Source organism: Microvirga massiliensis (genome assembly GCF_001006805.1).
GTDB classification, from domain to species: Bacteria; Pseudomonadota; Alphaproteobacteria; order Rhizobiales; family Beijerinckiaceae; genus Microvirga; species Microvirga massiliensis.
The window spans coordinates 1-14,269 of the sequence record NZ_LN811368.1; the positions used below are offsets into that span (position 1 = coordinate 1).

General features: G+C 60.3%; 10 protein-coding genes and 1 pseudogene. 4 read left to right on the plus strand and 7 right to left on the minus strand.

What is annotated here, in order from left to right:
• Positions 1-1,408 precede the first annotated feature (1,408 nt).
• The gene (locus tag BN1233_RS37495; protein WP_046868777.1) at positions 1,409-4,834 is read left to right on the plus strand and encodes a MobA/MobL family protein; all 3,426 of its coding nucleotides are present in this window, start codon (positions 1,409-1,411) and stop codon (positions 4,832-4,834) included.
• A gap of 182 nt (positions 4,835-5,016) precedes the next feature.
• Here the strand turns inward: BN1233_RS37495 and BN1233_RS37500 are convergent, their stop codons facing one another.
• Positions 5,017-5,463 carry a hypothetical protein gene (locus BN1233_RS37500; protein WP_147707760.1) on the minus strand — a complete coding sequence of 149 codons (447 nt, stop codon included), beginning with the start codon at positions 5,461-5,463 and terminating at the stop codon, positions 5,017-5,019.
• Here BN1233_RS37500 and BN1233_RS37505 point away from each other — a divergent pair.
• Positions 5,462-5,935, plus strand: coding sequence for a hypothetical protein (locus BN1233_RS37505; RefSeq protein ID WP_046868779.1), 474 nt, complete (start codon positions 5,462-5,464; stop codon positions 5,933-5,935). The two genes, BN1233_RS37500 and BN1233_RS37505, sit on opposite strands and share 2 nt — an antisense overlap.
• Here BN1233_RS37505 and BN1233_RS37510 read toward each other — a convergent pair.
• The 5 genes from BN1233_RS37510 to BN1233_RS37530 all read right to left on the minus strand — a co-directional run bounded on the left by BN1233_RS37510 (position 5,932) and on the right by BN1233_RS37530 (position 9,378).
• The gene (locus BN1233_RS37510) at positions 5,932-6,183 is read right to left on the minus strand and encodes a DUF1272 domain-containing protein (RefSeq protein WP_046868780.1); all 252 of its coding nucleotides are present in this window, start codon (positions 6,181-6,183) and stop codon (positions 5,932-5,934) included. The two genes, BN1233_RS37505 and BN1233_RS37510, sit on opposite strands and share 4 nt — an antisense overlap.
• A gap of 1 nt (position 6,184) precedes the next feature.
• Positions 6,185-6,661, minus strand: coding sequence for an OsmC family protein (locus BN1233_RS37515; protein WP_046868781.1), 477 nt, complete (start codon positions 6,659-6,661; stop codon positions 6,185-6,187).
• Positions 6,662-6,949: 288 nt separating this feature from the next.
• A complete protein-coding gene (locus tag BN1233_RS48830; RefSeq protein ID WP_046868782.1) occupies positions 6,950-7,849 on the minus strand; it encodes a tetratricopeptide repeat protein in 900 nt (299 codons plus the stop codon).
• Positions 7,850-7,957: 108 nt separating this feature from the next.
• Complete coding sequence (locus BN1233_RS48835; RefSeq protein WP_082145893.1) at positions 7,958-8,524, minus strand: adenylate/guanylate cyclase domain-containing protein; 567 nt, start codon at positions 8,522-8,524, stop codon at positions 7,958-7,960.
• Positions 8,525-8,757: 233 nt separating this feature from the next.
• Positions 8,758-9,378 (minus strand): helix-turn-helix domain-containing protein, encoded by a 621-nt coding sequence (locus BN1233_RS37530; protein ID WP_046868784.1) that lies wholly within the window; start codon positions 9,376-9,378, stop codon positions 8,758-8,760.
• 528 nt (positions 9,379-9,906) lie between these two features.
• Between BN1233_RS37530 and BN1233_RS37535 the strand changes: the two genes are divergently transcribed.
• Both BN1233_RS37535 and BN1233_RS51430 read left to right on the plus strand, forming a co-directional pair.
• On the plus strand, positions 9,907-12,177 hold the full coding sequence (locus BN1233_RS37535; RefSeq protein WP_046868785.1) for a DEAD/DEAH box helicase: 2,271 nt from the start codon (positions 9,907-9,909) through the stop codon (positions 12,175-12,177).
• A 356-nt stretch (positions 12,178-12,533) separates the two neighbouring features.
• Positions 12,534-12,836, plus strand: a pseudogene (locus BN1233_RS51430) (YcbK family protein); the annotation flags it as partial.
• A 353-nt stretch (positions 12,837-13,189) separates the two neighbouring features.
• On the opposite strand, the gene BN1233_RS37540 reads toward BN1233_RS51430, so the two are convergent.
• The gene (locus BN1233_RS37540; protein ID WP_046868786.1) at positions 13,190-14,041 is read right to left on the minus strand and encodes a hypothetical protein; all 852 of its coding nucleotides are present in this window, start codon (positions 14,039-14,041) and stop codon (positions 13,190-13,192) included.
• Positions 14,042-14,269: the final 228 nt, after the last annotated feature.

Genomic DNA, 14,269 nt, shown 5'->3' on the forward strand with positions numbered 1-14,269 from the left:
GGGGGGGGGCCATTAGCTTGGCCGTTCCCTGCCGGGTTTGCCGGCGGTTGATCGTACCCGCTTCTGAGCGCATGCCCCAGCTGATGGAGCTCGAGCACCAAGCCGTCGGCGGTTGATCGTACCCGCAGAGCCCATAGGAAGCCCAAGAAGTGCCTCAGACGCCGGCGCGGCTCCATCGGGCCAGGACGGCAACGGACGGCCGCCAGAGAGCCCCGAAATCGGGGTTTCCCAAGGATCTACAGAGGATCAGCCGCTCGGACCGACGCGATCGGCCGGAGATCCACCTGGCGAGCCTCCAGGAAGGCCCAGAAAGGACCAGGACGGCCAGAGACGGGTTCGGACGTCCAGAACTACCCGGATAGCGACGGAGCCCGTCAGAGGCTCCGAAATCGAGGGTTTACAAGGGGTTGAGCGGCGGCGCTTCAGTGTGGGTACGGCTCTAAATCCCATAGGGGTCGTGAGAGACGGCCTGCCCTCGAGGACGGATTCCTACAAAGGACGGCAGCGGCCCAGGACAGACCCACGGAGCTGCTCCCAGAAGGACGGCAAGGCGGATCCGAGCAAGGACGGAGCTCCCTAGACAGACGCCTGGTGCCCAGGATGCCCCACGGAGCCGCTCCCAGAAGGATCACAGAAGGCCCAGGAGGACGGTCCGCGTGGATGAACGGACGAAGCCCCATCCAGGCCCCGAAGAGCCTCCCGGAGAGGACGCAGATGGCCCCCGAAGTTGGACGAAAATGCCCCAGCAAGACCGGACGATTGCCCAGCGAGGCGGCCCGGACAGGCCGCAAGGGGTCCCGAAAAGTTGGAGGCTCAATACCGTAGTTTTTGTGGGTCCCCTCGGACGCCCCAAAAACTACTCGGATCCGAGATCCGTATTTCGGTCCCTGACCCACTTCCCGTTGCATCCCTTCCAGAGGTCATTGAGCCCGCCTTCGTGGTTTCATGACCCCGCCCACCTGCGTGGCGTCTCCACCGGCGTGTCGACTGGCTTCTGGAACCGTCCTGTCCGACCTTCGTCGGCCTGCCGGGATGCTTGACCCTCTCGGGTCTCGGTTGGTGTGACAGGGACAAGCTGACCAGAATTTAAGGCACAGAAAATACTCCCGAGCCGGCACCCTGCGGTGCCTCGATCAGACGTCGGCCGGCCTGCGCCTGACCCTCTCGTCTTGGGCTCTCCCCGACCCTCGGATCTCTGATTTTTGGTGCCTCATCGGACCTCTCGCGAGGTCCTCCCCTGGTCAGAACGACCGCACCGCGGTCGCCATATGAGCAGCGTCCGGAGCCACGCTGTTCCCCAAATTCAATTCGAAAATCCGAGGGATTTTTGCACTCCATTTTTGGCCCGTGCTGGCCTGAGGAGTCGCGGCCTGATAGAATACGGTCTCAGTCACCCAGACCTCTCATTATGTCCGTCACTACAAATCCCGGCCCGATCGTCCTCCTGACGCTGCGCGACCTCTCGCTGGCTCTGAACCGCGCGACGGCGCTTAATCCCTCGAAGGATTTTACGCGGGTTATTCCAAACCCATCCAAAGGCTATGTGCTCGGTGGCCTCGGCATCGCCACCGCCGGAAAATCCCTGCCCAGCCCGGTCCGCTACGGCGCAATCACCCTGACGCCCCGTCCGCAGGTCGCCCACATTGGCCAGTCGTCGGGGGTCAACCAGGCGCTGGGGCGCGCCTACGACCATCCCGGCGTGAGGTTCGGGGATCGCAGCAAGGGATCTGCACGACCTCTCTCAGCCGACGGGGCTCAGACCTTTCATTTCTCGCATTCGTATATCTCGAAGACCTCACCCATTCTCGAGCTGATCAAAGCGGCCCGGGGTGGCCGACGCTATTCGAACTCGAAGGCTACAGAGCATCTCCTCTACATCGAGCGAGACGGGGCGGCCGAGAAAATCGGCAAGGACAAGGAATTTCTGGAATTCGACCTTGACACCGAAGGAGACGAATTCGAGAAGCTCGCGAGAGCCGCAGCTGGAAGAAGCGCCGGGGGCCAACAGGACTACCTTGAACGTCCTGGCGCGGTCGAGCGCACCCCGGTCCACAATCTCAGCGACGACGAGCTCGACAAGCTCGAATATGCCTCATTTGGCAATATCGGCGACACGCTCGAGGAGCGCCGGCATTTTTGGAATGCCCTTGAAAGGTTCGAACAGGAACCGCAGGGCGATCAGGTCTCGATCAAGTTCGTCGATCATCCGGAGTGGTGGGAACTGGCTGTCCAGAACCTGCAGGCAGCGCCGACACATCTGAGGAGTGAGCTCGAACGGCAGGCTGCCGCCGGCGAGCCTGCTGATTTCAGGAAGAAACTCCCGACCCAAGCGGCTCTCGCGATCCATGAATGGGCTGTGGCGTTGGATCATGAAGCTCCTATCACCATTACACCTGGTCGTGGCGGCCGTATCCAAAATCGCATTATCGCGGAACTCCCCTGGGAGTTGGATGGCCGCGAGCGCCTCGAGATCGTCCGAAACTTCACGAACAAGCTGGCCGAGAAAGGTCTCCCATTCTGGGCCGTGATACACGCCCCGGACGACAACAACGACAAGCGCAACTTTCATGTCCATATCGTCTATTCCGATCGCCCCGCCGCTCGGATGAAGGACCCGGACAAGCCCAATGGCCCTGAGCTATGGGATTTTGAGATCCGGAAAGAGAAGGTTTACAAGAATTACACCCGAAGGGTCGTCCACCCCTATGCCCAGAACAAGTTGCCTGAAGTCAGCGTAGGCAAGGAGAGTGACGCCTGGGTTCCAATCCTCCGCGAGCACTGGGAGAAGGTTTCAAACGCCGTCATGGAGCGGGTCGGGATCGCGAAGCGCTACGATGCCAGGTCCTACGAAGCGATGGGCATCCAGTTCGACCCGCTGAAGCACATCCCGTCCAAGACCTTCAATAAGGAGCGAAAGGGAGAGTTGACGGAGGATGGAGTCGCCCTCGCCCGGCGGCAGTGGCAGATCATGCAGGATCGTCTCGTCGCCGCTCATCAGAAGCGGGCTGCCCGGCGGCAGCGCCTCCTCGACGATATGGCTAAGAAGGCCAAGGCCGTTCTGGCTGAGAAAAGCCCGTACAAGGACATAGCGCTCACCGAAGCTGATCGTCTGATCAAGCTCATGAATCGGGTTGGCGCGCGGCTCACCTACGATGAGTTGCATCAGGACCTCGGGCGGCTGATCGTGGACCGGATTGCCTCTCGCCCCAAGCTGATCATTGATGAGGATAGGAGAAAGGCTGAGAAAAGCCCGGGCCGGACCAAATTGAAAGGTGGCCAGGGCCACGGTCAAACCACCCGGGCCCCTGAGGACAAGGGTGGTGCGACACAGCCGGTCGGGCCGGCCGCTCGAGAGGCCATGACGTTCTTGCTGGAGGTCTTTGGCCGGGCAGTTTATTTGGACGGGCAGTCCCGGACCCAGGTTGATCAGACTCAGAGCCAGCTGAACAACATCCTGAAAAGGCTCGATCACCTGATCGCGCATCCGACCCGGCATCCGCTGGATCGCCGCGATCCCGGCTTCATTGACTGGAGCATCGTGGATCCGGCCCCAGAGGTCATCGCCGAGCGCAAGCAGGAGAAGATGGACAGGGTGATAGCTGGCATCCAGTCCTATGTTGAGGCGGCCCTGCCGAGGATCCAAAGCCAGTTCGATGCGCCCTCCCCGGCTCCCGCGCCTGGACCTGTCTCTGCCCCTGCCCCGATCAATAAGGACAATGCTCCGCAAGGGCCGGCACCTCTGCGGGCGACCAGCGCACCAGTGCGGAATGATCCGGCGAAGAGTTCGTCGACCCGCTCTGCTGCTCCCGCGCCGACTTTGGCTCCAGCCCCGGCGCCTTCTGTGCTTCGTGACCCAGTCCAGAAACCGGCAGACGTTGGAGCCGCCCAATCCCCTGCCCTCGGATCGCCTCCACCGGCCGCGCCGGCGAGACCTCTCGACCGAACCGAGCGGCCTCGCAAAGCCCGATTCCGGCCCGAGCCATTTTACAAGCCCGCGGAGAAGGAGCGGCCGCCCGCGGCTGCTCAGGCGAGAAATCCTGGCGCAACTCCAATTAATTCACCAGCCGCTGCGCCCGTTGCTGCGCCCGTTAATTCGGCAGTCAAACCCCCTGCCCCGAATAATTCGAAGCCGGCTGACGGAATTAAGGCGGGTGAACCAGGAAATTCCCGGAGCGCCTCCGGAGTTATTTCGAATAATTCGCCCGGTCAGGGAAATTCCGCGCCGGTGAACATTCCTGTCCGCGATAATTCGGCTGCTGCGGCCGCCACTCCGGGCTCGAGGGCCCCTGCCCCACAGACCGGGATCAATCCTAAAGGCCCGGCTGCTCCTGCAGCATTGTCGAGCACTCGACCGGCACCCGTGACCGCCCCGTCATCGGCGCCAGCGGCCAAGCCTCAGGTTCAGCTCACGCCCGAGCCCAAGGCCCAGCCGGGAGCCGCTTCGGAGCCCAAGAAGGAGCCTGCTCCGGTCAGGACTGCCCCGGCGCCGACACCTCAACCCGTGCCCGCGCAGCCAGGCCGCCCGGCCGGCAAGGACGATGCGCGACCCGCATCCGCGACGAAGCCAGCTGTTACCCCGGCGCCAGTCGCGCCTCTACGCCCAACGCTCAATCCGGCTCCTGTCGCACCCCAACGGCCGGCTGCCCCAGCACCCGCCCCTACGCGAGTGCTCGAGCCTTCCGCGGCCAGACCGCAGCCGCAAGGCACGATCGTGGTCGGCAAGCCCCTGAATCCCGCCCCTAAGCCAATTGAGCCGATCGTGATCGACGCCAGGAAGCTGCCGAAGAAGAAAAAGGGCCGGGGCAAGGGACGGGACGACGGGCCCGAAATCTAGTCCAAGCAGGCATCCCAGGACCGGACCGCTCTGTTGGAGGCACAACACTGTGCTCCCATACATGGTCACGGCTCGGTACTGGGAGTCTGTCAGATGCCGGAAATCAGAACACGCCTGACGGCCGGCCACGGATCAGGAGCCGTCGATCCGGTGCAGTAAATGCGGACCGAGGTAGAGTTACCTCAGGGTTCATCCATCTCGGTTTCGGGGCTGTTGAACTCTCGGGATATTTCCTCGGGCTCGACGTCGGCGGGTCTTGTCTGGACGTTTCCAGTCTCGCCATGGCCGACATCTCCCCTTCCGGCCCCTTCCGCTTTTCCCTCGTCAGCTGTCTTCGTGCCTTGGCCTCCCTCCAGAGTTCCCGACCTGGGATGTGCCTGGTCATCCCGAGCCGTCAGAGGGAGTTGCGCGTCGATCCCGGCATCCGTCGCTGAAGCACCCGACCGCCCGGCGGTCGCCCTGTCCGCTGGGGTCGGCGTACGGTTGCCGCTCCGGTCCGTTCCGGCCGAGACGTCCACGGCAGCGCCTCCGGCCGTCCCTTCAGTGCCTTCGCGGGGCTTGCTCAGCACGTTGGCGACGGCGCGCAGGACCTCGGCCATGAGTTCCCGGCCCTGCTGAGAGGTCATCATGGACTCGATGGACTGCATCCAGTTCGCCAGGGTGCCGCCCTCGGACCGGGTGCCCGATGCAGACCGCGGCCGGGAGGCCGCTCCCGCCCGGGCTGTTGCCGATCGTGACCGGGATGATGCCTGCTTCGATGCGACTGTTCTTTTCGAGGCGGCAGGGGAACGGGATCCGGACCGGCCTGACGTCGCGGTGCGGGACTGCCGCCCCGCGGCCTGGGACTTGGTCGCCGAACGGGAGGTTGCAGCCCGCTTCGTGCTGGAGCCCGACCTCTTCGATGCCTTGGATGATGACTTCCCAGGGGCCTTCCGGCCCCTCGAGGGCTGTTTTCCTCCGCTCCTTGGTGTTCTCGCCATTGTTTCCTCCCTTCAATTGGACGCGCTGGATGCCGGCACGGGCCCGCCGTGCCATAGCGCAGAGATACTCCGGCACGGTCGAGTGACAACTCCGTGCCGGATGACGATCGCCTGGTATTAGGCCGAAGAAGTGAGACACGGGGTGGCGCGGAGCACCCGCTCAAGAGACGGCGGATATTTCTCCAGCAACCTGGCGGGGCGGATCGGACGCGGCACGAGATTGCCGCCGCAGTTCGGACAGATCCCACCCAGAGTGGCCTCTGCGCAGCCGGTGCAGAACGTGCATTCAAAGGAGCAGATGCGCGCCTCCTCGCTGTCCGGCGGCAGATCGCGGTCGCAGCATTCACAGTTCGGCTTCAGGATCAGCATGTCAGCCCTCATGCGATTGGGGATCCGGGAGACGGGTCTCGATCACGGTTTTCACCGAGTTCGCGAGGAAGCACAGTTCGTGCGCCCGATGATGCAACTCGGCCTCGGTCGCGCGATCCGGGCCTTCGCCCGCATAGGTCACACGCGGGTTCAAGACGACACGCGTGACCTGCTTCTTTCCGCCGACCTCCTGCAACACGCCCTCCGCCACGTCCAAGTAGCATTCCACGACCAGACCCTGCTTGGCTGCCAGCGTGAGGAAGAACAGCATGTGGCAACTCGAGAGCGCTGCAACATAGGCCTCCTCGGGATCAACATTCTCGGCAACCGAGTAGGGCAGCGGCACGATGTGGGGTGACGATGATGCGGGGATGACCTGCCCGCCATCGAAGATCCACCGGTGGCCACGACTATAGCGGTTGTCGGTGAAGCGGGCCTCACCCCGCTCCCAGGCCACCTCAGCGCTGAAGGTGCTCATCCCGGCTCTCCTCCCTGGTGCTAGGCACGTGTCGTCACGTGAAGCGCGCAGTGTCGCGCCCACTCCGTTGATGGGCAAGATGACCATAAGACATGACGAGACGGTGTGCCATCCGGCGAGATCGGTGAGTCCAAAGTGGTGTTCCTGCCGACCGGTGTGCCCTGATCGTTGTTCGACTCCTCCTGGCTCATGCTGCTATAATAAACTAAGGTCCCGCAACGTCACCAGGCGATCGCTGGCTTGGTCCGTGCCCTGGACCAGCAGCTTTCGGTTAACTTGGTGACCGTCTCAGCCCTGCATACATTCCGGGAGGCGGTTGATACTTGAGTCTGTGGGAAATGCCGAAAGCGGTGCACAAGCCGGAAAGCCCGCTGCGCGTATAGTCATGGTGAAGCGTTCGCGCTCTCCGGCGCCGAGGCCCGGTTTTAAGAGCGCAAATCCTTCGATCGAGAGGTTGGGGAACTTGGTAAGGGCTTCTGAAACGACTTGGTGTGCTTCTTCGACCTGCCCAAGCTGCGCATAGCTGCCCGCGATAATCACGAAATCATTCCGGTTCCAGTCTTTGCGAGGCATTCTCATTCGATGTTGGAGAGCGCTCTCGTAGCGACCACCCATGAAGAATGCATACGCGTAATCGCGGTTCGCATAGTTCGGGAAGTTAGGGTTGAGCTTGATCGCGCGTTCCGCCGTCGCAACCTCCTCCTCGGATTTCCCGAAGCAGGCCGCAAAGCTGCTATACCATGTCAAGATGTCGGCGGAGCTGGGATTGAGGGCCAGTGCTCGATTCAACTCGGCTTCCGCGCCTACCAGATCGCCGAGTTCACCGACCGCGTGCCCGAGGACAGGATGCGCGTCTCCATCCGACGGATCGGTTTCGACGGCGCGCTGGGCAGCGGCAATGGCCTTCTCGCGCCATGGCCGTTCATCGTCAGCCCACATTGCCTCCAGCGTGTACGCCCAAGCGAGGCAGGTCCACGCGCGAGAAAAGCCTGGATCCTTCTCCGTTGCCTGCAAAAGGAGAGGAGTCGACTCGTCCACGCCTTCTCGTATCAGCTGGTGTTTCTTCTCGGTCGCAAGAAGAAACAGTTCATACGCGTTCAGGTCGGTTGGCCGCTTCCGCTTCACGTTCGCTCGGTCGGCGCTTGTCAATGCGCCACGATAGCTGGAAAGATTGTCGAAGGGGAGCACCGCAAGGACGGGCTTCTCCGTAGCTTGCGAGACAGGCCAGAGGGTCCACACTCCTGCTGTTATAGCGGCCGCGGACCCGATCGCCGCGGCTATCCGCCACCAATAACGTTACGGGCTCGATCGCCCATTATGTAACGGCATCCGACCAGGCGATCCGACACGATAGGTGCGAACGGGACGCTCGATGTTTTTCACATGCTGCTCGCCCGCGAACGTCAGAGGCACATTGAGCTTGCCTTGCAGATGATCGAAGGCCGTGCCGGAGATGAGGACTCCACCCGGTTCAGAAAGCTGTTCCAGGCGCGCGGCGATGTTCACCCCGTCCCCGAGTAGGTCCTCTCCTTCGACAACCACATCACCCAGATTGATTCCCATTCGTAAGACGATGCGATGCTCAGCCGGCACTTTCTCCTGTCGGGCTGCAACGCCCGCTTGAACCGAGAGAGCACAGGCGACCGCATCGACGACGGAGGCGAACTCAACGAGCGCGCCGTCGCCCATGAGTTTGACGATGCGACCCTCATGCTGCGCGAGGAGCGGGTCGATGACCTCTCGCCGGAGGTCTCGCAGGCTAAAGAGGGTGGCCTCTTCGTCTCGCTCGACCAGGCTCGAGTATCCAACCACGTCGGCAGCCAGGATCGCCGCCAGTCGACGCTGCGTGCGTGCGCTCGGCATGGTGGGCTCCGTCGCAACCCCCATGTAGAAGACCATAATAAGAAGAAGCTGCTGGTCGACGCCGCCAAGGGCCGGATAAACTGTTCCGACCTGCGGATGAGCGACTTGGCCGTGGCATTGCTCAAGTGCGCCTGCCCGACAGGTGCTAACCCTAGTGCCCCCCCAGAAACCGAGCCTGGATCCCTATTTCCGAACGACCTCAGTCCGATCGCGAGACCGGCCCCCAATGGTCGTCAGGGAAACATGGTCGTTTTGACCCGCCATAGGATCCCGTCCAGGGCCCGCCCCTCCTGATCTCGGACAACCCCTCCCTCAAGCCGGCCGAGTCCGACTGTCCGGAGCTCCTCCATGACCAGCACCAAGTCGCCCTGTTCCGGAGGCTTAGCCCGATCGACGAGCAATTGAGCGCCCTTGATCAGGAACGAATCGACATTCGCGATCAGGGAGGCATCAACAATCCGCTGGGTGTCGGTGAGGCCGTAGCTCTCTCCCGAATTCAAAACGAGATTGCTCGCCTTCAGGACCAGTTTGCCCGGGTTGGCCTGTTCGCGCTCCTTCTTGAGCTTCGCGGCCGCCCTCTGGCGGGCTTCCTGCCGGGCAGCCTCGTCGAGAGCCTCTTTAAGGGCCGTGACAGACGGCAGGCCAAAAGCCTTCGCGAGCGTCTTCAAGTCATCGGGCTGAGGCAGCCGGCTCCCGAGCTCGAGCTCCCGGACGAGCCACGCCTGCAGGTTCGCCTTTTGGGCGGCCTCTTTCTCGCAAAGCTCCCTGACGGACATATTCAAACCCTGGCGGTAAGCTTTGAGCTTCTGCCCGAACATCACCGCCGCGACCTCAGACGGGCGAACTTGCCCCATCAACGAGCGCCAGAGCTGAAAATGTCTCCTTATTGTGCCGAACCTGCAGGTTCTCTACTGAGGCTAGTAGCCAGAAGCGTTGAAGTGCGAAACACTTGTGTTGTGGCAAGTGCCGCGCCGCCGTTGGAGTTCCAGGATCCGATCTGTGGTCCGCCCTCCAATGAAAGTGGGTACTAGGCCACGTTCCCGTACCAAGGCTTCCTTGGTTTCGTCACTTGGCTTCCGATACCGATGCGCGGCTCTTTTCCCGCACTAGGTCTGTAAGGGCGTGGACCTTCTCACCACGGGTCACACTTACCCCTAATATCGCCTACCGCCCGGGCGATCTTTATGAGGGAAAGAAGCTCGACGGCACGACGGCTTACGCGTGGTTCGTTTGGGATCAAGATTACAGCGGCCCTACGACCGTAGATTGGATTGGACCTGAGCTGATCGAGCCCTTTATAGACGAGTCACGACAGCTTTCCCGCCTCATCGAGGCCAGGGCGGCCCGAAATTCGAACTCAATACACTTCGTTTGAGACAGCCATGACCGACGTTCCAATGAAAGATCTTGTCGCCGAGATGCGGCGGTCTCTTTACGATACCAGCCTTCGGAACAGGCTCGTAAATCTATCGCTCGATCGGCGAGCCAGAATTATTCGCTTCACAGGGCTTGCATCCGAAATTCGCGATCAGCTGAGCCGGGGAGACATTCTGGAGTTAGGTTCCGACCTGCTTAAAACCACGGGATCTGCCGAGGAAGCGCGCAGCAAGCTCAAGGACGTGGTCGTCGCCGACAATGCGTTGCGGGACGAGCAAGGTATTTCCTCTCTTCAAATCGGACTAGGGCTCCTGAAGTGGATTGATGAAAGTGGAAGTGATCCTCGGGAGCGCTACGCGCCCCTTCTTCTTTGGCCCGTCCAGGTGATTATCGGCCGAGATCGCATCACCATCAGGGCCACCGACACAGTCGGCGAGATCAACGAGACTTTTCTTGCCAAAGTGGGAGTGCCGATCGAGGCAATCCCGGAGGATCCCCTGGCTTATCGCCCCAAGGCAACCCATGCGCCGATCGTAGAGCTGCGAGACGACGCCTCACTGAGCTTGTTTAGCCAGGCACGCCGCGCCATGGCCCGCCGTATGGACCATGAGGCAAATCCGCGGCTGATTGAGCACCTAACCTTTGTAGCGCTGGTGGCTGCATCTCGGCGGCGTCCCGGGGCAAGCCCCCAGATGCCAGCCCCGTCTCGCGCGCCCTCCGAGCTCAGCCCCGAAAGATCCGCTAACGTCCACGTCACGCCGCCCGACACATCGCAGGATCGAGCCGTAACGATCACTCGGCAGGGGTCCGACCTCCTCATTCAAGGACCTCCCGGAACCGGTAAGACCCAGACCATCGTCAATATCATTGCCAACGGCATTGAAGACGGAAAGAGAATCCTCTTCATGGCCGAAAAAATGAATGCGATTGACGCGGTGTGGCAGCGCATCAAGTCGAGTCGGTATGCCAAGCGGATTCTGATGCTCCAAGGCGACGCACTAAACCGGAAAGCAATTGCCGAGCAATTGGACGTACCGGACGTCTCGGGGATCATCGACATTCTGCGCTCATGTCCGACGCAGAGATTACCTTCCGTCATCATGACCTCGCCGGCCGCTTATGCGTTGCACGTGCCCGAGGAATGGCAGTTCGACATGCTGATCGTCGACGAGGCATCCCAAATGCACCTGTCTGCAGCTGCAGCGGGCATTGCATCGTCACGCCAGATCGTCGTATGCGGCGACAGCCAGCAGATGCCGCCTAACAAAACGTTCCAGGCGGCCCTCGACGCTGTGGTGGACGGCAATCCCTCGACCAGTCTTCTGACGGCGGCAGATCTGGCGGGCATGCCGACCACGATGCTCGAACGCCACTACCGGTCGCGGCACCCGTCGCTAATCGATATGTCGAATCGGGTATTCTATAAAGGTCGCCTGCAACAGGTGCCCTCGCCGTGGCCCGCTAGCAATATCGGACTCAAGTATTACTACGTGGGAGGGACCTACGGGCGCGGAACGGACAATACCAATCCGACGGAGGCCCAGGCCGTTGTCGAGGCTGTGCGTCGCCAAGTTAAAAACGGGTCCTTATGGTCGATCGGCATCATTGCCATGAATGAGCGTCAACGTAGCCTCATCGAGTCCATGCTTCAGGATGAAATCAATGCTCATCGGGTCTCGGCGTCGGAGCCATTGTTTGTACGCACGGTTGAGAACGTCCAGGGCGAAGAGCGTGACATCATCTATATCTCGATGACCTACGGCCCTGATCACCGCGGCATCAGTCATTCCAATTTTGGTTCTTTGTCCGATCTCGGAGGCGAAAAGCGGGTCAATGTGATGATGTCCCGCGCCAGGTACCGTATGGAGATCTTCAACTCGATCGATTTCACGATCGCGAGAAAATCCGGAAACTTTGCCACCGAGATCCTTTGCAATTTTCTCTGGGCGGCCAAAAAGGGCTCGATATCGTTCGTTGGGGCATCCCACGATAGCCCACTTGCGAGAGTTCTTGGCGCCTATGACTACACAACGGAACAATACAACCAAGCCATATGCGTCCGCGATGGCACGAGACGTTACATCGGGGCAGTATACCTAACGGGAAAGTCGCATCCACTCGACGAGCTATCGGAACGATCTCAGCTGAAAGCTGCAGGCTGGAAGCTCGCCCGCTTTCGTGCGGAGTGTCTTGACGCCGATCACCCAGGCCATCGAGATGCCGTCGAGGCCCTCATCCAGGAACTCGATGGATTCAAAAGACCCAGTTTATCGTAACTTGCAGATACGATTATGGCCCGCGATCTCTCTCGACCGCCAAGCCGCCGGCAGATCCTGAGCGGCATTCTCGGCCTTGCATGCTGCGCTGTTCTAGACCAGTGCGTGCCGCTCCCGACGCCACGGCGGAAATAGCGCTTGCTCGAGTTTATACTAGACAAATCGGGAAAGACCTATTGGAACTCGATCGGACCGCGAGATCAACTACAGCGGGACTGCCAGACACTCGAGGGTTGTGGCTTCGTAACCTCCACACAGGCGAGGAGGTCACCACGCTGTTCTCGGTATCGGGGCTCTACGACAATGTCGGCTACACTGCAATCTGCACGCATATGCGCGACTAGCGCGAGAACGAGCGGGTCGCTATGGACCCGAAGCTACTCCATCTCCTATGGGCCGTTCAAAGGGGTAGTGGGTTCACCCGTCCATTGGTCATTAACTCCGGATACCGAGCCCCAAAGACGAATGCCAAACTGTGGGCTGAGGGCGCTGCAATCAACTCCCTCCAGATGCGCAAACAAGCTTGCGACATGGTACTCGATGGGATCTGCCGCACAAAATCGCAGAGTATATTCACTCTACGGAGAACGGGGGGCGTAGGGCATTATAATACCTATACCCATATTGATCCCGGCCGCGTTAGGACATGGCGAGGTTAATGCGCGGCCGTGAGATCAATAAGGTGAGACTAACGTTTCTATTTATCTTACTCCCAGTAAAATGCTCTTGTAAATGGTACCAGCTTCTGGCGTCACTCAGTCTCCACTCACACCCAGTCTGACGGTGCAGGCTATCAGCCTAAAGTGCTTCGATCGCAGCAAAGCTTGGTTTTCGCGATACCTTCGCTCCATATTCGCCCCTGTTTTCGATAGGTGAGAGGCCTCACTCGCAAACTCGTCGGGCTCTGGTCGATGCGGCGCGAGGCATTCCTCGCGCATACGCCTATGGCGCTCGTGGGAAACGACCCTGATCCGCTCCAGATCGCCGAACGTTTCAGTAACTCGAGGCACAATTAGGCCGCAGCAACTGCCTGAACGGTCTGCTTTGCCTTTGCACCTTCATCTTGCTTCTTAACCTCTGGCGGAACGAGCCCGGCGGAAACGAATGCTTTGAGCGAACCGCTGAGCCATTCCGCAAATGAGGCCTCAGCTCCAGATGCCGCAAAGAGATCGATCCCGAAACGATCGACATAACTGTCGAATGTAAGTTCAGCCATTTCGGCCAGCGGAATGAAATCGGCCTCAATTCGCTCCCAGACCTCGCAATCGCATTTGCGCAGCGAGATGACCGTAACCTGGCCGTCTTTCTCCATCCTTTGAAGATTGACAATTTCGGTCGGAGTGCCTCGGCCAGAGAATGAACCGTGGTACTCGTTCAGGATCGCAAAGCGCTTTTGCACCGGAAAATGGTCTTTCGCTTCAACTGAGCGCCGCAACATGTCGAGACCATCCATCATGGATTGGCGCTGCGCCGTGATAGGTACAACTAGCATAACGGGCGAATTCACAAGAATGCGTCCAGCTTTACGCTCGACGGCCCAGTCGAATACCAACGGCAGAATATTTGCGCCCAGATCGATGATTGATGACCCGTTACGCAGGTAGGTTCCAAGCCGATCCCAATACTGCACCGCTAAGTGATGGTTCTCCTTGATATCAGACAAGCGAGCACCGGTGCCGAGCTCGTCGACGCCACTCTGCAGAATCCTTCCAAGCTTCGACTTCTTAGCCTCCGCCGAGGTGTCGGCAGCAACGGCCTTCATGCTCACGCCAGCCAGACTGTAGCCGTAATGAAGCATCTGGGAAATAAGCGTTTTGCCCTGCCCGCCGGTACGGTTGCCGACGAGGATTGCTGGATGGTTCATTTAAATATACCTCAGACCTTGGTTAAGCGTGGCTACTGCCAATAATCCAGTCAGCAGTATTAGATGTGGTCACCGCCTGTTACACCAGTTTTCGGCATTTCGCCATGAAATTTTGGGTGCGCTAGATCCGAAAGGTTTTCGCCGACATCCTATCGTTCAAAATGACGGCGTCGCCTGGAATTTGACCATGAAGAACGTGAATTAGCGACGAGTCGATACGAGCCGATT